The sequence below is a fragment of the Nocardia sp. NRRL S-836 genome (assembly GCF_001279525.1).
Taxonomy (GTDB): domain Bacteria; phylum Actinomycetota; class Actinomycetes; order Mycobacteriales; family Pseudonocardiaceae; genus Lentzea.
The window spans coordinates 116,569-137,447 of sequence record NZ_LGDY01000069.1; the positions used below are offsets into that span (position 1 = coordinate 116,569).

15 protein-coding genes are annotated in these 20,879 nt (G+C 72.2%); 5 read left to right on the forward strand and 10 right to left on the reverse strand.

The window, feature by feature from the left end; translation table 11 throughout:
• The 3 genes from ADL03_RS08345 to ADL03_RS08355 are packed head-to-tail and all read left to right on the forward strand — an operon-like array spanning position 1 to position 3,181.
• Positions 1 to 1,338 carry a lipopolysaccharide assembly protein LapB gene (locus tag ADL03_RS08345; RefSeq protein WP_053732780.1) on the forward strand — a complete coding sequence of 446 codons (1,338 nt, stop codon included), beginning with the start codon at positions 1 to 3 and terminating at the stop codon, positions 1,336 to 1,338.
• Entirely contained in the window at positions 1,305 to 2,981 is a 1,677-nt protein-coding gene (locus ADL03_RS08350; RefSeq protein ID WP_053732781.1) for a tetratricopeptide repeat protein, read from the forward strand. Before ADL03_RS08345 ends, ADL03_RS08350 begins: the two co-directional genes overlap by 34 nt.
• Positions 2,978 to 3,181 (forward strand): hypothetical protein, encoded by a 204-nt coding sequence (locus ADL03_RS08355; RefSeq protein ID WP_053732782.1) that lies wholly within the window; start codon positions 2,978 to 2,980, stop codon positions 3,179 to 3,181. Before ADL03_RS08350 ends, ADL03_RS08355 begins: the two co-directional genes overlap by 4 nt.
• Before the next feature lie 30 nt (positions 3,182 to 3,211).
• Here the strand turns inward: ADL03_RS08355 and ADL03_RS08360 are convergent, their stop codons facing one another.
• The 8 genes from ADL03_RS08360 to ADL03_RS08395 all read right to left on the reverse strand — a co-directional run bounded on the left by ADL03_RS08360 (position 3,212) and on the right by ADL03_RS08395 (position 16,526).
• Positions 3,212 to 4,762: a sigma-70 family RNA polymerase sigma factor gene (locus ADL03_RS08360; RefSeq protein WP_197288200.1), complete on the reverse strand. Its 1,551-nt coding sequence runs from the start codon at positions 4,760 to 4,762 to the stop codon at positions 3,212 to 3,214.
• Between the two features lie 105 nt (positions 4,763 to 4,867).
• The gene (locus ADL03_RS08365) at positions 4,868 to 8,968 is read right to left on the reverse strand and encodes a CHAT domain-containing protein (protein ID WP_053732784.1); all 4,101 of its coding nucleotides are present in this window, start codon (positions 8,966 to 8,968) and stop codon (positions 4,868 to 4,870) included.
• A complete protein-coding gene (locus ADL03_RS08370) occupies positions 8,968 to 11,628 on the reverse strand; it encodes a hypothetical protein (protein ID WP_082372983.1) in 2,661 nt (886 codons plus the stop codon). The genes ADL03_RS08365 and ADL03_RS08370 overlap by 1 nt, the downstream gene beginning before the upstream one ends.
• On the reverse strand, positions 11,621 to 12,358 hold the full coding sequence (locus tag ADL03_RS08375; RefSeq protein WP_053732786.1) for a PP2C family serine/threonine-protein phosphatase: 738 nt from the start codon (positions 12,356 to 12,358) through the stop codon (positions 11,621 to 11,623). The genes ADL03_RS08370 and ADL03_RS08375 overlap by 8 nt, the downstream gene beginning before the upstream one ends.
• Entirely contained in the window at positions 12,355 to 12,852 is a 498-nt protein-coding gene (locus tag ADL03_RS08380) for an FHA domain-containing protein (RefSeq protein WP_053732787.1), read from the reverse strand. Before ADL03_RS08380 ends, ADL03_RS08375 begins: the two co-directional genes overlap by 4 nt.
• On the reverse strand, positions 12,840 to 13,484 hold the full coding sequence (locus tag ADL03_RS08385; protein ID WP_053732788.1) for a 4Fe-4S single cluster domain-containing protein: 645 nt from the start codon (positions 13,482 to 13,484) through the stop codon (positions 12,840 to 12,842). The genes ADL03_RS08380 and ADL03_RS08385 overlap by 13 nt, the downstream gene beginning before the upstream one ends.
• A complete protein-coding gene (locus tag ADL03_RS50460; protein WP_053732789.1) occupies positions 13,478 to 15,361 on the reverse strand; it encodes an AAA family ATPase in 1,884 nt (627 codons plus the stop codon). The genes ADL03_RS08385 and ADL03_RS50460 overlap by 7 nt, the downstream gene beginning before the upstream one ends.
• Complete coding sequence (locus tag ADL03_RS08395) at positions 15,351 to 16,526, reverse strand: hypothetical protein (RefSeq protein ID WP_157528340.1); 1,176 nt, start codon at positions 16,524 to 16,526, stop codon at positions 15,351 to 15,353. Before ADL03_RS08395 ends, ADL03_RS50460 begins: the two co-directional genes overlap by 11 nt.
• Positions 16,527 to 16,673: 147 nt before the next feature.
• On the opposite strand from ADL03_RS08395, the gene ADL03_RS08400 reads away from it, so the two are divergent.
• Together ADL03_RS08400 and ADL03_RS08405 are read left to right on the forward strand one after the other, a co-directional pair.
• Entirely contained in the window at positions 16,674 to 17,315 is a 642-nt protein-coding gene (locus ADL03_RS08400; protein WP_053732791.1) for a hypothetical protein, read from the forward strand.
• A 3-nt stretch (positions 17,316 to 17,318) separates the two neighbouring features.
• A complete protein-coding gene (locus ADL03_RS08405; protein ID WP_053732792.1) occupies positions 17,319 to 18,422 on the forward strand; it encodes an RES family NAD+ phosphorylase in 1,104 nt (367 codons plus the stop codon).
• 98 nt (positions 18,423 to 18,520) lie between these two features.
• On the opposite strand, the gene ADL03_RS08410 is transcribed toward ADL03_RS08405, so the two are convergent.
• Positions 18,521 to 19,192, reverse strand: coding sequence for a response regulator (locus ADL03_RS08410; protein WP_053732793.1), 672 nt, complete (start codon positions 19,190 to 19,192; stop codon positions 18,521 to 18,523).
• Positions 19,189 to 20,760, reverse strand: coding sequence for a sensor histidine kinase (locus ADL03_RS08415; protein WP_053732794.1), 1,572 nt, complete (start codon positions 20,758 to 20,760; stop codon positions 19,189 to 19,191). Before ADL03_RS08415 ends, ADL03_RS08410 begins: the two co-directional genes overlap by 4 nt.
• Positions 20,761 to 20,879 lie beyond the last annotated feature (119 nt).

Consider the following 20,879-nt stretch of genomic DNA (forward strand, 5'->3'; position numbering starts at 1 on the left):
GTGCAGGGACCGCACGGCGTCCGGTTGCAGGACATGGTCGGGGTGACCGACCGCGGCTCGCTGTGGCGCGCCCACGACACGGTGCTGCGGGTCGTGGAACCGCGGCTGTGCGACGAGGCGTTCCGGGAGGCGCTGGTACGGCTGCGGCAGCGGCGGTACCAGCGGATGCTGGAGATCACCGGCGAGGGCTGGACCGGCGGCCACTTCTACGTCTCCTACGCCGTCGCACCGCCGTGGCAGACGCTGGAGGAACGGCTGGCGGGTCCGCTGGAGTGGCCGGAACGGGTCGCGCTGGCCGCCGACGTGTGCCGGGCGGTGGAGCTGTGGCGGTCGAGCCCGCTGCGCCCGCTCGGGCTGAACCTGCGCAACGTCGTGCTGATGCGGCACGCCGGGCGGTGGCTGCCGTGGCTGGTGCCGTGCCCGCCGGTCACCCGGCCGACGCCGCGCGACCTGTTCGGCCTCGACGCCACCGCCTTGGCCCCGCTGGCACCTGAGCTGATCAGGGGCACCACCACGGCCGCGCCGGACAGCTACGCGCTCGGCACCCTGGTGGCGCAGGTGCTCGGGCCGGTGACCGGCAGCCACGACGACGAGGGCCGGGTCGAGGCGCAGGCACGCGGGGTCCTGCTGTCGTCGACGGGCACCCGCGTGCCGTCGTTCCTGCACACCACACCGCAGTTCCAGGCCGTGCTGCGGACGGTGGAGCGGTACCGGCACCCGCACCCGCAGGCCCGGCCGGAGGGGGCCGACGACCTGCTGGTCGCGCTGGAGGCGATGGTCGACCTGCACGGCCTGGCCGGGGCGCTGCTGCCCGACCGGGTGATCGAGGTGTTGCGGGCCATGGGCGACGACCCGCGGATCGTGCCCATCGCCGAGCACCTGAGCGCGACGGCGGACCCGGCCCTGGCACTGCGGTACCTCGACCTCGCCGTCCCGATCGCGCCGGACGACCTCGACCTGCGCCGGACACGGGCCTCGATGCGCTGGCAGCTCGGCAGGTTCACCGACGAGCTGCTCGACGACCTGGCCAGGCTCGCCCGGCTCGGTGACCGGGCCCAACGGCTGACGGCGTTGAAGCGCACGGCCCAGGTGCACCTGTTGCGCGGGAACCCGGCCGACGCGGCCAAGGCGCTGTACGCCGCGAACCAGCTGGCGCCCGGCGACCTCGACGTCCTGCTGTCGTACCGGCGGTGCTGGCTGGAGCTCGACCGGACCGCGGAGGCCGACCAGACGCTCACCGAGGCGTTGCGGCGGATCGGCCGCATGGAGGACAGCCAGATGCTCACCACGAAGGAGGCGCAGCTGTGGCGTTCGCGGTTCGCCGAACGGCAGCACTGATCGCCGGCACGGCCGCGACGCTCGTGGCGTGCGGGTCCGGCCCGCAGATCACGCTGCCGGCGGAGACGTCGTTGCCGGAGGGCAGCTACGAGGCGGTGGTGTCCGGTCCGGGCGGTCAGGTCCGGACCACGCTGGTCGTCGCTCCCGCCGAGTCGGGTTCCGCGCTCACCGTCGTGCTGGCCTGCGCCTTGCTGCTCGGTGTGGCCGCACTGGCGTACTTCCGGATTCTGCTGCCGAGGCGGCGCAGGCAGGCCTACGAGCGGGCGCTCGCGCAGGTCGACGCCGGTGAGTTCCGCAGGGCGCTCCCCGCGCTGACCCGGCTCGAGGGGCAGCTGCCGGCCCGGCTGCGCGCGGAGGCCAGGTTCCACATCGCGTTCGCGTTGTTCCAGATCGACTCGCTCGACGAGGCCGAGCACCGGCTCGCCGCGTTGCACCGCGAGAACCCGGCGGACCCGTCGGTGCTGTACCTCCTGGCCCACCTGCGGGTCACCCGCCGCGACCACGAGGGCGCCGAGGCCGTTCTGGACGCGGCGATGGCCGAGGGCCTGCTGACCGGGCGGCGCATCCGCAAGCTCTACGCCGTCGTGAAGTTCCAGCGTGCCGCCGAGGCCGTGTCCGACGGTCGCCTCGACGCCGCCGCCGAGTTGTTCGCGAAGGTCGAACGGCTCGGCGAGCTCACCGAGCACATCCCCGCCGACCTGCGCGACCGGCACCTCGCGCTGGGCACGCAGGCGTTGTTCGACAAGGACGTCCCCGTCGCACGCGACCACTTCGAGAACCTGCGCACCGCCGCGCTCGAACCCGCCCGGCTCGCCTCCGTCCACCTCGGACTCGCGCTCGCGGAGTGGCTCGACCCGTCCTCCGGCTCCGCCCAGCGCGTCGAGCAGCTCCTGGCCGAGAGCGCCCGGCTGCTCGACCCCGGCGGCGCGCTGGAGGCCGACTGGCCACCGTTGCCCGAGGGCACCGCGGCCGAGAACCTGGCGACGGCGTCCGGGGAACGCGACGTGGTGCTGCGCAACATCCACTTCCTGCGCGGCATGGCGGCGGTGCGCGACGGCGACCTGACCGCCGCGATCAGGCGGCTCGCCCGTGCCCGCGCGCACGACCCGGAGTTCAGCGACGTGTACCTGGTGGCCGGTCTGCTGCGGTACGGCCTGGGCGACACCGAGGAGGGCGTGGCCCTGTTGCGCCACGCCCAGAAGCTCGGTGCGCGCGAGCCCGAGATGCGCCGGATCATCGCCGCGTACCGCGGCCGCCCCGCCGTGGCCGAGTACCTCGACGTGCTCGACACGTTCGGCGGCGACGACGCCGTGCTCGCCGAGGTGCGCGCCGCCCTCACCGAACGGATGCCGCGCTTCCGCAAACCCCGCGACCGCGACGGCAGGCCCGACCTCGCCACCACGCACACCGCGCCGACCATCACCGACCTCGGTCACCGCAGCGCCGTTCTCCGCGAACGCGTCACCCAGCTGCTCGCCGCCGGCACCCCCGGCCTGGACGCGGCCCGCCACCTCGCCGACGACCTCGAACGCGACACGGCGGCACTCGTGGACTCCGCGCGGTCGGTCCAGCGCCGTGAGGCCGAACTGCTGGCCCTGCTCGGCAGGTCGTTGCTCCACGAGAACGGGAGGAACCCCCGATGACGTCCCGCAGGCTGACCCCGGCCGACTGCGTGGCCGCGCTGCCCGAACCCGAGCTCGACCTCCCGCCCGGTCTCCAGGACGACGTGCGCGCCATCGACCTGCGCCACGCCGCGCTCGTGATCGCCGAGCTCGACCACGCCGCGGAGACCGCGCTCGTGCTCGACCGCCTCAGGCCAGGTCCACCCGCGGGAACCCGGTGATCTCCGGCGGCGGCCCGGCGGCCCGGCTGCTCAGCCGGCGAAGTCCTGGGTCATCCAGACCGTTCCCTTGGCGTCGCGGGTGACGACGATGCCCACGCGGGTGAACGACCTGCTCAGGATGTTCCTGCGGTGGCCATCGTTCGGCGGCTTCTCGTCGATCATGCCCTGGTTCAGCTTGATCGCCATGGCCGAGATCGGGTCGGCGGCGTTCGCGACCGGCCCGCCCATCCCGACGTTCTCGCCGACCGAGCTCCACCTCGCGCCCGCCGCCGTGATCCGGTCGCCCAGGTCGGCCTCGCCGGAGCAGCGGTGCGACAGCCCGCAGCCCGCGGTCATCGCCTGGTTGTGCCGCTCCCCCGCCGCGACCAGCGCCGGGTCCATCGTCAACGGCGGCAGCCCCTCCTCCGCCCTGGCGGCGTTGAGGTGCGCGAGCACCCGTTCGGCGGGCGTCGCGGGAGGCGGCGGTGGCGGTGGCGCCGGGGCCGCGGAACTGGGCGACGCGGCGGCGGAGCTGCTGGGAGCCACCGAGCTGGTGAGGGCTGCCGCCGACGTGGTCACCACAGAGGTCGGCGTGACCGGTGCCTGTGCGGCGGGCGGTGCCTGTGCCGCGGGTGGTGCGGGAGGGTCGCCGGGCGTGAAGACCCAGGCACCCGTGACACCGGCCGCCGCGCAGACCACCACGGCGGCCGCGACCGTGAGCGCGGGTTTCGCCGCGAGGAACCCACCGATCCGTTGCAGCACGGTCATCTCCACCAGGTGCGCCACCGGCGCGACCGCCGGTCGGCTGAGGTTTTCCAGCAGCAGCGGCAGATAACCCGCAGGGACCGTCAGCAACGCCGCACCGGTGAGGATCCGTTCGACCGGCATGGCGTCCGCGACCCCGCGGCGGCACCGCCCGCACTCGTCCACGTGCCGCAACAACCGCTTGCGCCACAACGGGTTCGGCTGCCCGTTCCACTCCTGCGCCACCCGCACGAGCCCGGCGCACCGCGGCTCGTCCTGCAACGCCCGCACCAGCAGCCGAATCGTCTCCAGCCGCCCCTTCAACCTGCCGACCCGCACCGTCACCGCGTGCGCGTTGAGGTCGAGCGCGTCCACGACCTCCGCACGACTCAACTGCCCGGCCCGCTCCAGCGTCCACACCGCGAGCAGCTCACGATCGGCCGGGTCCAGCCACCGCGCGGCCTCGTCGACCTCCCGCCGCTGCTCCAGCAGGTGCAACCGCGACAACGCGACCTCGACGAACTCCGCGTCCGGATCCGCCCGGTCGTACTCCTCCAACGACGCCGGCGCCAGCTCCCGCCGCCGGTGGTGCTCCCGCACCTGGTTGACCGTCACCGCCACCAGCCACGACCGCAGCCGCTCCGGCTCCCGCAACCCGCCGATGCCGCGGATGACCCGCACCATCGTCTCCTGCACCACGTCGTCGACGTCGGCGTCCGACGACAGCGCGCGACCAGCGATGTTGTAGACCAGCGGCAGGTAGGCCTCGACCACCGCGTCCAGCGCCGCCCGGTCCCCCTCCCGCGCAGCCGCCACCAGCTCCGGGGACACCTGCCCCAGCCACTCCCGCACCGTCACGACCAACACCCTCACTTCGCCGACGTCTCCCGTTCGCAAACGGAGACCGGCGCATCTCACCTCAGGTCACAGAAAGAGGGAGACAAAGTGAGCCACGTCACAGCATCACCAGCCGTGATGGGCGAAGGCGGCCCACTTCACCGGGTCGGTCAGCGACCGGTCGCCGGCACGTCCGCGCAGCAGGGTGTCGACGCCCTCCGGCGCCTTCCGGTCGTGGTCGAGAGCCCAGAGCTGAGCCGCCCTGAGCGCGTCGCGCGGTCGCATGCCCCGCCGGTGGAGGAAGTCGTAGAAGACGCACATCAGCAGCGCGGACTCGATGTCGTCCACCCTCCACTTCGTGCCGACGACTCCGGCCGCGCCGATCGCCACGTAGGCGGCGGCCAGGGTGAGCGCCTCGTCGTGCAGTCCCGCGGTCAGGTCGCTCTCGCAGGCCGCCAGCACCACCAGCCCACCGGCCGTGTCGGCGGCGCGGCCGGCGGCGTGCCGCAGCATGCGGTCGACCGACAGCTCCGCGCGTGCCAGCACCAGTGCGGACTGGGCGGGCGTGGCGCCGGCGCGGGCGTGACAGCCCAGGTGCAACAGCGAGACACCGCTGTCCCAGGCCGCCAGCACCTCGTCCGGGGTGCCCGTGCCGCTCACCGGAACGCCCGGCCCCGGCTGGCCGTAGTAGCGGCCGGCGGGATGCAGGCGGTGGAGGAACTGGGCCTCGTACTGGCCCGCCACCAGCGTGCCGTCCGGGTTGCTCACGACCACGGGTGCCGAGTCGACCGGCAGGTGGCGTCGCTGGGCCAGGTCGCACAACTGCTTCGCCGAGGTGGCATAGGTGAAACCCGCCTCCTGTATCGCGACCCGGTCGGTTCCCGCGGCCGCGTGCCACGGGACGACGCCGAGCACACCCGTCGGCACCAGGACGAGCCACGGCTGCGCACGCCCGATCGCCCGCAGCAACGGTTCGACGACCGCTCGCCACGCCCACGCGCACAACGAGGGCAGCGCTCGCCGGCGTTCCTGGTCGTCCATTGCGGAGTAGCGCCCCACCTCGCTTTCCCCGTCCACGACGAGAAGGGGCAGCAGCACCTCCCGCACGACGCCTTCCGACGTCGTCACGAACGCACGGCCGTCGTGTTTCTCCTGTCCCGGAACGAGGTGCACGAGCGCGTCGGCGTCCAATGCGCGCAACGCCTTCGCGATGTCCGCCACCGGCGGCGGCCTGAGCAGGTCGAACTCACCGCCGAGGGCGGACAGCACCCGTCTGCGCAGGTCGCTCGGCTCGAACTCGACCGGCGAGGCCACCACCGGCCGCGGCTGTGGCCGGCGCAGCTCCTCCGCGAGATCGTCGTGGCCGAGTGCGCGCAACCGGGCCCCGATGCCGGAGAACGTGGTCGTGCTGTGCAGCACCAGGCCGCGGCCCCATTCGACCACCTCGACGGCACGCTCCAGCTCACCCGAGACGGCACAGCGCAGCGCCACCCGCTGACCTCGCGCTGCCGCGTCCGCCGCCCGTTCCACGGCGTGCTCGCTGTCGCTCTGCAGCAGCACGTCGCCAGCCCGCCGCTGCAACGAGTCGAACCCGATGGAGATCGCGTTGTCCCCGTAGCCCAGGGAGGCGAGCTTCCAGCAGCTGTCCGCGAACGAGTCCAGCAGCCCGGTGACGTCCCTGCTCCCGAGCGAGAACAACTCCACCTGCTCGTAGCGGCGCAGCGCCTCGTCGAGATCCGCGCTGGTCCTGGTGATCAGGTGGCGGCCGTGCCACATCACCGCCATGCCGAGCACGGCGCCGGAGCGGTAGACGGCGCGAACCTCCGGGTCGTCCCTGATCTCCTCGAGCTGGGCGACACCCTCGTCGAACAACACCCAGTCGCGCCGGAGCACCGCGACCCCCATCTTGCCCTGCACGGCGGACAGGGCCAGTGGAGCGAACATCGCCGAACTGCGGTCGATGCCGTCCAAGGTCTTCGAGAGCTGCCCCAGTGCCTCGTCCAGCGCTGCCTTGTCGGCCCGCTCGGCTCCGAGGTTGAGCAGCCGTTGCGCCAGCAGCGCCCGCTCCCCGGCCAGCGTGACGGCGTCCATCTGCGGTCCCACTCGCGCGAGCCGTTCCGCGATCGCCCGAAGGGCCGCCATGTCGTCGTCCTCGCCGGTCTCGCCCCTCACGACGCGCCACCGGTGGAGGATGTCGTCGATCTCGGTGACGTCGGCTCCCCTGGCGAGCAGTGAGGCCCGCAGGGCCTGCAGGTGGCTGATCCCGGCCTGCTGGTCACGCAGGTCACCGGTCTCCTGGAACCGGTTCAGCAGCACGGTGGCGAACGCCTGCCAGGCGGCGTCGTGCTCCTCGGTTCCCGGCCGCACCAAGCTCATCGCCTGCCTGCAGTGTCCCGCAGCGGACTCGTACAGGTCCCCTCGTTCCTGAACGCTCTGCAGGAGCTCGGCCTGAGCCAGGACCGTGAGGAACCTGGCCCTGATCTCCGGTTCGTCGTCCTCGTCGGCCACAGCGGCCGTCAACGCGGCGACGGCATGGCTGCTCGGCGGCGCGACACCACCCACCAGGTGGGCCAGCGACAGCGTCGAGCCGTACACGCCGAACGCCACCGACCGCAACGGATGCCCTTCACCCGCGACCGCGAAGAACTCGTCCAGCAACCTGACCGTGGCGGCCACCCGCTCGCCGTCGCTGGTCTGGTATGCCACGTCGAACGACACCAGCGCCTGCTGGAACAGCAGCACCAACGCCACGTCGTCCGACTCGTCCAGCTCCCGGCGCACCTCGTCCAGCGCGCGCATCGCCGCCAGCTGCTCGTCCTGCCCCTCGGCGACGAGCTTCCTCAGCAACGCCACGGCGCATCGCCGGCCGACACCACCCGTCTCGTGCGCCAGCAGCCATGCCAGCAGCGGCTTCGCCTGCTCCGGGCTGAAGCCCTCGGACATGCCGATCCCGGCGACGTCCCCCAGCTCCACACCGGGTCGCTCCTGGACGACCTCGACCACCCCGGCGAGCACGATGACCAGGTTCTTCGTCCAGCCGGAGCTGGTCGGTTCGCGGGAGGCCGCCCAGACCACGCGCCCGGCCTCCGCCAGGTCACCCTCCCCGCGCAGTGCCTTGGTGGCGAGCGCCAGCGCACGCAGCGGCAGCAGGACCTCAGGTTCGGGCCCGTCCTCGCCTGCCGCCGCGAGGCGTTCGAGCGACCGGAGCATGCCGTCGACGTCGCTGTCCAGGTAGTGGGCTTCCAGCAGAGCGATGCCGAGCCGGCCGTGCCCCGGCGCTGCCTCGACCGCCGCGGACAGGTAGGTGATCAGCTCCGGCAGCTCGTCCCGCGCCCGCTTGGCGCGGTCGAGCAGCAGCTCACCGCGCAGCGTCGCGACCTCGGCCGGGTCCCTGTCCAGCCGCGGATCGCCTTCGATCCTGGTCAGCCAGCGCAGGGCGCCGTTGCGTTCCCTGAGGTCACCGGAGGTCAGGAATCGGGAGGCCATCATCTCGGCGAGCTCGAACGCGGCGTTCGGGTCGTTGGGCGCCACCTGCTCGTAGAGCGGGATGGCCTCCGCCTCCTCCACCGCGGCGTCCAGCACGTACGGCGTGCCGTCCATGACCGAGCGGAACGACCGCAGGCGGGCCAGTTCCAGCATGGTCTCGACGCGCAGCCCGTCGTCCATGCCGGGGAGGTCGAGACTGTTGTCGAGGTAGCGCTGTGCCTCGTCGAGCAGTTCCGGCGGCGGGTCCTCGTCGTCGGCGCGGGCCCTGCGGAACTGCTCCCGCAGCGTCATGCCCATGACGGCCTCCGCCAGGGCGCGGTCCTCCTCGTCGAGCTCCATCTCGACCAGCCGGCGGAGCTCGTGCACGGAGTCCGCGAGCAGCTCGCGGTCACCGACGTCAGTCGTGCTGTACCGCAGCTGGAGCATGTCGACGAGGTCGATGCGGAAACCGGGCACGTCGTCGAGCCGGTCGACGACGATCCGCATCGCCGTGATCGCCTCGTCCAACCGGGACGGGTCGGCCAGCGCCCTGCCCTGGCAGCGGAACCACCCGGCGCTCAGGTACTGGGCCCACACCCAGTCGAACGACGACCGCTCCGCGACCGCGAGCACCCAGTCCAGGTAGTAGCGGATGTCCTCGACCACGCCGAGGTCGACCGGAGCGGAGTCGTCCAGGCTGGACTCGAACTCGGTCAGCAGGGCTTCGGCCGCCTCCAGGCGGGCGCGGAACTCACTCTCCATCAGGCATCGGTCAGGCGGCGCATCGTGCGCAGGCACACCACGGCGAGCGGCAGGTGCACGAGCAGGGCGGCCCAGAAGGCACCCGCACCCCACAGGCCGGCTGACCAGGTCAACGGGTCCTCCAGCACCGGGAGCCAGAAGGCCTTCGTCTGCGGCACCACCTGCGCGAAGGCGGCGGCCACGAGCACGGCGAGCATCCCGATCGTCACGACACCGGAGGTGTTCGCCCGCCACGACGTCGCCACAGCCGCGACGACGCCGAGCAGCAGCAGGTACCCGCTCAGCAGCGCGGCAGCCCGCAGGCCGAACTCCGGTGCCGGGACGGCCAGGTCCTCGGAGTGGATCGTCAGCCGCAGCACCGTCGCCGACCAGTACACGAGCCCGAGCGCGGCCCAGGCGAGGCCGAACACGGCGACGCGGCGCAGCGGGGTGAGCGGCAGCGACCTCCGGTTGTCCGGCGCCGACCCGGGCAACCAGGACCGTGCCCACAGGCACAGGCCGAAGCTCCCCAGAACCGTGACGACCAGCCCGACGACCAGGCCGTCAGCCCACTTGTCCGCCAGCGAACGCACCTGCTCGGCGACGAGGTCCGGCGGTGACGCGGCGGTGAAGAGCGGCAGGTGGGATGCGAAGAACGCCAGTCCGACAGCGAGCACCATGCCCCCGACCACAGCGCCCTTCGTCCGCACCAGGAGCACCAGCTCGATCGCGAGCACCGCGAACTGGGGCATCAGGCCGAGCTGCGCGGCAGCCGCCAGGGTGGCCGCCGCACGCGCACCGTCCGGTCCGCCCCCGAAAGCCGCCTCACCGTTCTGCAGCACCACCACGGCCCAGGCGATGGCGGTCATGGCGAACGTCAGCAGCACCACCGCGCCGGCTTTCCGGCCCACGGTCCGCAGCGACACCGGTGTGCGCATCGGAGGGCGGTGCCGGACCACCCGCTCCTGGAGCACTCCCTGTGCCAGCAGGAGAACCCGGCCCTCGCGCGTGTCCACGTCCGCGAACCGCTTGGCCAGCGGGCGCCACCACGGCACGTTCGCGAGGCGCAACCGGACCGACGGCTGCAGCGCACGCGCCGCCTGCCGCCGGTTCAGCACCAACAACAACGCCATGCCGTGCAGGCGTTGCCGCTCACCCGTGCTCAACCCGCCCGACCCGGTCTCGTTGACGAGTCGTTCGGAGCTCTCGACCAGGACCGGCAGCTCACTCGCCGCCTGGTCGAGCACCGCGCACCGCGACCCGCAGCCGGCGTGCCGGCACCGGTATCCGCCCGCGATGCCGAGCAGGTCGCCGAGCACCACCTCGCCCGCGAACTCGAAGCCGTCCGGCTGCGCGAGTGCGGCGACGAGCCCGTCGGCGTCGACCGGACGTCCCCGGTACCGGGGTGTCACCTCCGGAGCGAACGCCTGCCCGAACGCGAGCACGGCGCTGTGCAGCCGTGCCGGGTTTCCGTGCAGACCGGTCAGCCGCATCGTGTCGAACCGCTTCCGCAGCTCCTCCGCGGCGATCCAGTCGATGAGCCGCTGCGCACCACCGCCGGTCAGCCAGCGTTCAGCGGCGTGCGGGTCGTCGAGCATCGCCACCGCCAGCTCGGCGGGATCGGTGAACGACCTGCCGTTGACGAACGTGATCGGAGAATGCGCCGGCTCCCCGGTCGCCGCGGGTGCGGTCATCGCCACCGGCGGGCTGCCGCCACCGAGCCAGCTCTCCACCTGGGGCCAGCCCCACCGGCTCTGCGGGTCCTTCGTGAGCAGGCCGCTGATCAGCAACCGCCAGCGCTCGTCGGTGATCTCGGAGAGGTCGAGCTCGCCCAGGGTGCGCATCCGTTTGATCGCCTGGTCGGACAGCATCTCGCCGGTGCGCCGCTGGAACCGGCCGTGCCCGGTGAGGAGCAGGTAGGCGATCTCACCGAGGCTCCACCACGGCCACGGCCAGCCCTTCTCCTCCCAGTGCTGCTCGGGCGGCGTGTACGCGACGGCGGCCATGATCGTGCCGCCGATCTGCTTGCTCGCGGTGAGCCCGGTGACACCGCCGAAGTCCGCGACGACGAACTCGCCGTTCACCCGGCACATCAGGTTGTCCGGCTTGAAGTCGATGGGGTTGCGGCCGACCACCTGCTGCCAGAAGTGCAGCCCGGTGGCCAGTTCCCGCAGCACCTCCCCGGCCCTCCGCCCGGACATCGGACGCCCGGCGGCCACCTGGTCGAGCGTCGCCTCGAGCAGCTCCATGGCCACCCAGCCAATCTGTCCGTGGGGCCCGAAGAACGTCCCGTGGCCGAACAGCCGCGGGACGTGTCTGCGGAACCTCTCGGTGTCCAGGTGCCGCAACAGCTCGTCGTCGATCGGATGCCCGGCCCAGTGCACCTTGACGGCGACCTCGTCGCCGCCCGCCGTCCTGCGGCAACACCACACGACGCCCTCGGTGCCCGTGCCCAGCACCCGCACCGGCTCGAACCGGTCACGCAGCTGGTCGGGGAACACCGGTCCGCCGCCGTCCGCCACCTCCGGTGCAACGGTGCCCTGCTGGACCGTGGGGGTCGACCCCTGCTGCCTGGTCGGCGTGGACTCCCGTGCGGCACCCTGCTGCACGGTCGGTGCCGGCCTGCGGGTGGTGCCCTGCTGCACGGTGGGGTTGCTCGGACGCCGAACCGGGTCAGTCATGGTCTTCTCCCTCGCGCCACACGTCCACGACGCACAACGACACGTTGTCGGGCGCGCCGGCGGCCATCGCCGCGGCGTGCAGGCCCTCTGCGGCCTCGTGCACCGTGTCCAGCACCGCGGCTTCCCTCAGCACATCGGCGTCCACAAAGGAGTGCAGGCCGTCGGTGCACAGCAGGAACCGTTGCCGCTCAGCCGGTTCGACCACCCTCAGGTGGGGCCGCACTCCGTGCCCCGGCAGGCCGCCCAGCACCTGCGTCAGCGCTCCGGACGCGTCCTCGGCGACGTCGTCCTCGGTGAGCGGCACGATGAGGCCGGGTTCCGCGTAGTAGGCACGGCTGTCACCCACGTGGCACAGGAAGACCCGTTCGCGGCGAACCAGCAGGGCGGTCGCGGTCGTCGCCGTCCCCGTCAGGTCCGCGTTGTCCCGCCCGGACTTCAGCAGGTCCTCGTGCGCGCGCTCGAACACGCGGGCGATCGACTCGCCGTCGACCAGCTCGGGCAACGCCTCGATCAACCGGGTGACGACGAACCGGCTCGCGACCTCGCCCGCCCGGTGCCCGCCGAGCCCGTCGGCGACCACGACCAGCGCCGAGTCCGGGCTCTTGCACGCCAGCACGACCGGTGCGCTCATCTCCTGCGGCGCCAGCCAGCCGAAGACGCCGACGCTGTCCTCGTTGTGCTCCCTGACCAACCCCCGGCACGTGATCGCCGCGACGTGGACGCGCGTCACAACGGCAACCCGAACTCGTCGAACTCCGCGGCCTCGACGTGCAGCTCGACGTCCAGGCCGAGCCGCAGCACCTGCCCGGCCCGCAGCCGCCGCGGCGTCTCCACCAACCGGCCGTCCACATAGGTGTGGTTGAGCGAGTCGGCGTCCTTGACGTAGAGGTGCCCGTTCAACGGGTACACCTTGGCGTGCTGCCGGGACACCTGCGTGAGCTCCGCCATCCCCGGGAGGTCGGCCAGCGGGCCGCACTCCCGCCCGATGTCCATTCCGGACGGGGGAATCGGCAGCACCCGGTCGCGGAAGCGCAGGTTCAGCTGCGCCGTGGCCACCGATGCCTCAATCGGCACGGACGCCGGCTCCGCGGCCGGAGCGTCCGCGAACGCCGTCACGCGCACGGCCTCGAGCTCCGCGGCGGGATGCCTGGTGCAGAAGCCCGGTGACGTGGCACGGAGACAGCCGTCCGGGTCGTCGGGACACTCGTAGGTCACGGTCGCCATGCGGCCTCCTCGAAGACGATTCCCTGCTCCCGCAGGCTGCGCTCGACCTTGGGCAGCGCGCCGGCCGGCGGTACCCCGACCAGCCACAGCAAGCCGTCGTCCACCCGCACCTGCACCGGTGCCCGCGGCGGTGACACGTCGACGAACGGCCGGTAGCGCTGCTCACCGAGCGGGGTGAGCGGGATCAGCCGCTGGTTGGCCGACCCCCGCCAGATCAGCCTGGTCGGCTCTCCCGCCGAGTACCGCCCGGTGATCACCGCGTCGACCCGCTCCAGCACGCCGGACTGCTGTTCGCCGAGCTCGTCCAGCTCGTATCCCGTGTAGAGCAGGACATCGCGGTCCGCGACGGTGGCGGCGGCGAGGAACTCGGCCAGCACCGCCGCCTGCTGCAACGGCTCCCCGCCGCTGATCGTCAGCCCGTCCGCACCCGCACGCACCGCGTCGTGCCACATCCGCAGCAGGTCGTCCACGGCGACCTCGGTTCCGCCACCGGGGTTCCAGGTGTCCCGCGACATGCACCCCTTGCACGCCAGCGTGCACCCCTGCAGCCAGATGCCGAGCCGCCGTCCGGGTCCCAGCGCGGTGATCGGGTAGAGCACCCGGCTCGTCCTCAGCGCACGGCCGCTCAGCACCGGGTCACCTCCGCCCGCCAGCCCTGCGGGTCGGGCACGACCTGGTCGACCCGCCACGTCTCGCCCTGCCGTGGCGGATCGACCAGCAGCATCTGCGACAGCGGGTTGATCAGCGCCGACTCCACCGCGTTGTTCACGCCACGGCCGCCGTGGTCGAGGTTCTCGATCGCGCGGTCGTACAACGTCCTCCTCGCCGCCTGCGCGACCTCCAGCCGGACCTGGTGCACCAGCTCCATCCGTCGCGCCACCGACCGCAGCGCCTTGTCCAGCAGGGCGGGCACGACCTCGGGCTGGATGAAGTCCATCGCGATGAAGGCGTCTCCGAGCCGGTTGCGCAGCTCCGGCCGGCCGATCCGGTGGTCGAAGAAGTGCTCGAACGACTGCTGCAGCACCTTGCGCACCTCGGCCACGTCGCTGCGGTAGCTCAGTCGCGGCGCGGTGCCGGCGGGAGCGTCCGGGTCGACGACGCCGAGGTTCGAGGTGAAGATCAGCACGCACTCGGTGAAGTACACGGTCGAGCCGCGGCCGTCGGTGAGCCTGCCGTCCTCCAGCACCTGCAGGAAGAAGTCGAACACCAGCGGGTGCGCCTTGTCGATCTCGTCGAACAGCAGCACGCTCATCGGGTTGGCCCTGACCTGGTTGGTCAGCTCGCCGCCCGCGTCGTAGCCGACGTACCCCGGCGGTGCCCCGATGAGCCGTTCCCGCGCGTGTTCCTGGGCGAACTCGCTCATGTCGAACCGGATCGGCTCCGCGTCCCGCCCGAAGATCATCCGGGCGATGCCCTTGGCCAGCTCGGTCTTGCCGACGCCCGTGGGCCCGGCCAGGAAGAGCACGCCGCGCGGGCGGTTGGGCGAGCTGGACGACTGGGCGCCGGTCAGCCCGGCGGCGGAGCGCATGAAGATCTCGACGGCCTTGCGCACCGCGTGGTCCTGCCCGAGCACCCCGATCGAGGCGGGACCGGCGGACGTGATCGTGCTCCGCAACGACGCGACCGCCCACGGGTTGTCGCGCACACCGACGCGGTACAGCCGGGCGGCCTCGTCGAGCCGGTTGACCGGGATGGCCCGGTCAACCGCCACGGTGCCGACCGCGAGCACTTCGCCGTTGCTCATCCCGTGCGTCACGGAAGCGAGGTTCGCCGCCGCAGCCTTGCAGGCCTCGGCGTCGACGCTGGCGTCAGGGCGTTTGCTCATGACCACCCGTACGGCGTGCCGGGCCGCTGCCAGCCGCTGGTCGGCGGACGCGGGCGGCACGGTGATCACCTTGACCGTGCGCGGCGACGTCGCGAACTCGACCGGCAGCTGCTCCTGCTTCTCCACCACCCAGAACACCGTGTTGTACGGCATCACCGGCGCCGCACCCGACATCGGGCGGGCCTCGTGGCCGAGCACCTCCGCCGTCGCCATCAGCAGCTTGCCCTCACCGGTGACCTCCGCCCGCGGGGAGCCCAGCCGCGCCGCGAACGGGACCAGCAGACCGATGGGGGCGCCGCGGGACATGACGATCTCCCGCAGCACCCGGCGGGCCCTGCGCAGCATCAGATCGTCGGGTGCGCTGCTGTCGTCCCGCTCCGGCCTGGACAACGCGTCGTCGGCGACGAACTCCCGCAGCGCCTCGGGTATCGCCACGCCGTCCTCGCTCAGCCGCCACACGTCGAGGCGGTCGCGGGCGATGTCCAGCACCGCCAGCGCCCCGAACCCGCGGGCCCGGCACGCACGTTCGACCACCTTTGGCAGGTCGAACGGCACCGGCTCGTCGCTCCCGTTGCCCGCCGGGAGGAAGTAGCGGTCGCGGACGTTGCCCACGAGCAGCAGCTGCGGGTGGGTGACGAGGGAGAGGTCCAGTTCGCGGACCCAGTCCGGCTCCTCAGCGCTCACGGTGGCGCACCTCCGTCACCCGGTTCACCCCGGGACGCTTGCTGTGCCTGGCACTGCGCTTGCGCTGCGGCAACGGAACCGGCGCTGGCGGTACCGCCCTGCCCGGCTCGAGCCGCAGGAACGGCGCGGCGTCGAGCTCGACCCCGCGCTCGCGCAGCGCCGAGTCGAGCTGGGGCAACGTCTCGTCGCAGTACCGCGACTGCACCGCGGTGGCGTGCTCGCCCACCGCGGCCTGGTCCTCGGCGCGGACCACGGCGGTGAGCAACCTGGTTCCGTCGGCCGGCAGGCGCACCAGCAGGCCGTAGCCCCGCTGCTCGCCGGTGAACGCGATCACCGCCTCGGCCTGGTCCACGAGCAGCGACTCGAACTCCTCCCCCACCACGCAGTCGAGCTCGCTCAGCGCCTCCGCCGCCGCGGCCGCGACCCGCTCGCGGTGCCGGGCGAGGTCAGCGCGTTCGACCGCCCGGTGGACGGTGTCCTCGACGCTGTCCGGGTCGGCCGCCGCGTTCACGAGGTCGCGCAGTCCCGGCTGCTCCTCCTCCAGCGCGTCGGCGAGCAGCTCACGCAACCGGGCCCGTTGTTCCTCCTGTGCCACCACACGTCTGCGCCGCTCGATCGACTCGCGGACGATCACGGCGACCTCCAGCGAGTACGTCCTCGCCCGTTGCAGCGACTCGACCGTCTTCATCTCCTCGTACACCGCCTGCGCCGCCTTGAGGCCTTCCTCGTCGCACCGGTGGCCGTTGCCGGCGAGCAGCGTTTCGACGTCGTTCACCGCCTCGTGCAACGACCCCGTCTCACGGTCCGCCGGTACCCGCCTGGCGGTCAGCTCCTCACCGGCGGAGCTGCCGGTGGCAGCCGTTCCCCTGGTGGCCTTGCCGATCGTCGCGCGCCACCGCCGCGACCACCCCGCGTCGATCGCCTCGGCGGCGTCGGCCACCGCGGAGGACACCCGGGCCCGCAGCTCCTCCAGCTCGCCGATGTCCGTGACCTGGTCAGCCCGGTGCTCACCGGCGACGGCGGGCACCCTCACCCCGACCGAGCGGGCGTGCGCACGCATTTCCGCCAGTCGCGCGAGCGCGCCCGCGATGTCGGCACGCAATGCCCGCCGGCGTTGTGCCTCGATGTCTGCGGGCGAGAGGTAGTACCCGACGGATGAACTCATGAGCCCTCTCGACTGACCCTCGTAACGGACCGTGCAGGAAAAATACGTGCACTATCGACAATTTCCGTGACGCCGTCCGCAATTGACCTGTTTCTGTCCACTTCTCCGGCGCTTTTCCGGGTAAGAATGTCGCCCTACGGATTCGGAGTGGTCGCCGTGGCGGTGCAGCACCTCATCTACGCGCTCATCGAGGACTGGGATCGGATCAACGACCTGCTCGGCGAGAACGGGCGCGCACGATTGCATTCCCTGGTCGACAGGATGCGCGGTGCGGTCACACCGGTGGAACGGGCCGCGGCCGCGCACGAGGTGACGAAGCTGCTCGGTGACCTGCTGCCGCACGACGACCGCGTGTTCGCCGACGCCGGCGTCCGGTACGCGAGCACCGCGCAACTGGCCGATCTCGACCTCGCACTGGTCCGGCTCTCCGACGACGTCAGGCTCGGCGGACGGCCGCGCGGTGCCAAGGAGCGGATACTGACCAACGACTGGGAGTCAGCGGCCGACCTGCGCGAACGGGGCCACAACCCGGACGTCCTCGGGGTGATCAAGCTGCACCGCGACGACGGCAGCGCCTCCGTGCCGACGTTCCAGTTCGACGCGACCGGTGAACCGCTCGACGTCGTCCTGCGGATCAACCTGCTCCTGCACGCCCACCGGGACCCGTGGGGTGCCGCCGACTGGTGGTTCAGCGCGAACGTCTGGCTGCGCGAGCGGCCGGTCACGTTGATCGGCCGAGCGCCGGACGACGAGCTGGTGGCCGCGGCGGCCGCAGTGGTGGAGGGCTGACCCGTGATCCACCACGCGCCTCCCGCGACGCTCACCGGCACGCCGACGCGTGCGACCGTTCCCGCGGGCACGGTGCTGCACCGGGTGCACGCCGCGGCACAGGACCCGGCCATGTTCGACAAGCCGCACGCCGGCCCGTTCGGTGGTGGCGGCCGGTTCGACGCGACCGCTGCCTGCGGCTATCGCACCGTGTGCCTGTCGGCCGCGCCGGAGACGACCATCGCGGAGCGGTTCCTGCGGGAGTTCGCACTCACCTCCGGCGCCGAGCGGATGCTGTCGCGGGCCTCGCTCATCGGCCAGGTGCTCACCGAGGTGCGCACCACCAGGGACCTGAACCTCATCCGCCTGTACACCGCCCAGGACCTCGCCGAGGTGCACCAGGACAGCAGGCTCGTCGTCGGTCCGCCTGAGCACTTCCCCTTCACCAGGGAGTGGGCGACGTGGCTGCACGACCAGGTCCCCTGGGCGGACGGCATCCTCTGGCAGTCCATCGCCGACATGCCGCGCGACACCCTCGTGCTCTTCGACGACCGCTGCCCGGTTCCCGCACCCACCGGTGTCCGGCACGTCCTCGACGACGACACCGAGTTCCCGTGGCTGCGAGACCTGCTCAGCCCGTACCGGGTGCGGCTCGACCCGCCCGCCCCCTGGCCGAGGTTCTTCATCAACTACCGCACCGGCGACGCCCAGGAGGCACCGGAACTGCTGCACAGGGAGCTCAGCCGCCGCCTCGGCGAGAAGGCGGTCTTCCGCGACGTCCGCTCGATCCGGCCCGGTACCCCCGACTTCGCCGCCGCGCTCGAGGACAACGTGCGCCATTGCCAGACTGTTCTCGCCGTGATCGGCCGCCGCTGGGAACACGAATGTGATGACGACGGCGTGCCACACCTGGAGAATCCCCAGGACTGGGTGCGCAGAGAACTCGTCCTGGCGCACGAGAGCGGTGTGCCGGTGGTTCCGGTGCTGCTCGGTGCCCGGCTCAAGCTGAACGCCGCGACACTTCCGCCCGAGTTGGCGCACCTCGTCTCAGCGCAATACGTGCAACTCCCGCGGGGGTTCGGCGAGCCGGATGTGAAGCTGCTGGTCGACCGGCTCTTGCACGAATAGCGAAATTGAACGAGCTGATCTCAACGGACCTGATGTGAGCCGGCCGCGTTCGAAAACGGGTGAGCACTGGCGCGGCTTTGCCGGATGATGCGGAACGGTCAGGTCAGGCGGTAGCCGTGCGACGGTCGGTTCGCCATCCCGTACCGCGGCTGGACCTCGGCCTTCCCGATGCTCACCAGGTGCTCCAGGTACCGCCGCGCGCTCACCCGCGACAACCCGGCCCGTTCCCCGACCTCCTGCGCCGACAGGTCGCTCTCGCAGTCCCGCAGCGCCGCGATAACGAGCTTCAGCGTCAACGCCGACAGGCCCTTCGGGACGCCGGCCGAGCGCGGGCGGTGTTGCAGCAGCTGGTCGACCTCGTCCTGGTCGAGCCACCGGCCGAGGCGCAGGACCTCGGTGCGCCGCACCGCGTACTGCTGCATGCGGTCCAGGAACGCCGTGCGGGTGAAGGGTTTCACGAGGTAGTGGTCGACGCCGCGCGACATCGCCTGGCGGACGGTCTCCAGTTCGCGAGCGGCCGTCACCGCGATCACGTCCACCGGTGGGCCGGAGCGGGCGCGCAACCGGGCCAGCACCTCCAGGCCCGAGATGTCGGGCAGGTGGATGTCGAGCAGCACCAGGTCCGGGCGCAGGGTCTCGACGGCGCGCAGCGCCTCGCCGCCGCCGTGGGCCTCGCCGACCACCTCGAAGTCGGGCAGGGAGGCCAGGAACTCGCGGTGGATGGCCGCGACGGCGAAGTCGTCGTCGACGACCAGGGTGCGGACGGTCATCTGTTCCCCGTTTCCGGTAGCCACACGTCGAACGACGCGCCGCCGAGCGAAGAGTCCGTGATGTCGACCCGGCCGTTGCGGCGGGTGACGACGCGGGAGACCAGGGCGAGGCCGATGCCGCGGCCGTGGGCGCCGGCCACCGCCTTGGAGCTCACGCCCAGGTCGAAGACGCGGTCGCGGTCCGGTTCGGCGATGCCGGGACCGTCGTCGTCGACCACGACCCGCACGCCCGCGTCGGAGGAGCGCACCAGGACGCGGACGGTGCCGCCGGTGTCCACGGCGTCGACGGCGTTGTCGAGGAGGTTGCCCAGGACGGTCAGGGCGTCGTCGCCGGCGCGGACGTCCACCGAGGACGCGGAGTCCAGGCGCAGGGCCACGCCGCGTTCGTGGGCGGTGGAGGACTTGGCGAGCAGGAGTGCGGCCAGTGCGGGGTCCACGCCGGCGCCGGTGACGATGTCGGAGGTGATGGAGCCGGCGCCGCCGACGCGTTCGATGTAGGCCACGGCGTCGTCGCGGCGGTCGAGCTCGACGAGGCCGCCGATGACGTGCAGGTGGTTGGAGAACTCGTGGGCCTGGGCGCGCAGGACCTCGGTGACGGTGCGCTGGCCGTCGAGCTGGCGCAGGGCGTCGTGCAGCTCGGTGCGGTCGCGCAACGTCAGGACGACGCCGACGGCGCGGCCGGCGGTCTTGGCGGTCATGCGGTTGGCGACGAGGACGCGTTCGCCGGCCAGCACCAGGCGGTCGGTCGCGTCGTCGCCGCGGGCGAGGTCGAGGACGCCGGCGTCGAGCACCTCGTCGGCGGGCCTACCGGTCGGGTCGTCGTGCAGGCCGAGCAGGCGCATCGCCTCGTCGTTGACCAGGACCAGGCGGCCGTGCTGGTCGACGGCGACGACGCCCTCGCGGATGCCGTGCAGCATCGCGTCGCGGGTCTCCAGCAGCTGCGCGATCTCGGCAGGTTCGAGGCGGAACGTGCGGCGGCGGACCAGCTGGGTCACGAGTGCGGCGCCCAGCACGCCGACCAGCGCGGCCAGCGCGAGCCAGCTGATGAGCTCCGGCAGGTCCTCGGCGAGGTCGGCGGAGAGCTGGCTCTCCAGGACGCCGACCGAGGCCATGCCGATGATGCGGCCGTCGGCGGAGCGGATGGGGACCTTGGCGCGCAGCGAGGTGCCGAGCGTTCCGGTCTCGGTGCCGACGAAGACGTTGCCGGACAACGCGGTGGTCGGGTCGGTGGAGACGCGTTCGCCGATCCGGTTCGGGTCGGGGTGGGCGTAGCGGACGCCGTTGCGGTCCGTCACCACCACGTAGGTCACGGCGGAGGCGGTGCGGATCAGCTCGGCCAGCGGCTGGATGGTGGCGGCCGGGTCGGGCATGTCGAACGCGCTGACGACCGTCGGCAGCCTGGCGACGCTCTCGGCGACCGCCAGCATGCGGTCCTTGTAGGCCTCGCGGATGCGGTCGCTCTGCAGCTTGGCCGCGAGCAGCCCGGCGGCGCACGTGGTCACCAGGACGATGACCACCTGCAGGACCAGCAGGGACACGCCCAGTGAGACGCGGCGACGGCGGCGCATGGCTGACGTTGTAACGCAAGTGCTGTGGTCGGCGCCACAAACTAAACGACCAATACGAGTCTTACGACCGTTTCCTTACGTGCCGCCCCACTCGTCCTTAGCGTTCCCGCCCAACATCG

Coding starts and splice junctions, on each gene's coding strand:
- ADL03_RS08355 (WP_053732782.1), top strand. CDS start 2,978: ATGACGTCCCGCAGGCTGACCCCGGCCGACTGCGTGGCCGCGCTGCCC.
- ADL03_RS08365 (WP_053732784.1), bottom strand. CDS start 8,968: ATGGAGAGTGAGTTCCGCGCCCGCCTGGAGGCGGCCGAAGCCCTGCTG.
- ADL03_RS08370 (WP_082372983.1), bottom strand. CDS start 11,628: ATGACTGACCCGGTTCGGCGTCCGAGCAACCCCACCGTGCAGCAGGGC.
- ADL03_RS08380 (WP_053732787.1), bottom strand. CDS start 12,852: ATGGCGACCGTGACCTACGAGTGTCCCGACGACCCGGACGGCTGTCTC.
- ADL03_RS08395 (WP_157528340.1), bottom strand. CDS start 16,526: ATGAGTTCATCCGTCGGGTACTACCTCTCGCCCGCAGACATCGAGGCA.
- ADL03_RS08410 (WP_053732793.1), bottom strand. CDS start 19,192: ATGACCGTCCGCACCCTGGTCGTCGACGACGACTTCGCCGTCGCGGCC.
- ADL03_RS08415 (WP_053732794.1), bottom strand. CDS start 20,760: ATGCGCCGCCGTCGCCGCGTCTCACTGGGCGTGTCCCTGCTGGTCCTG.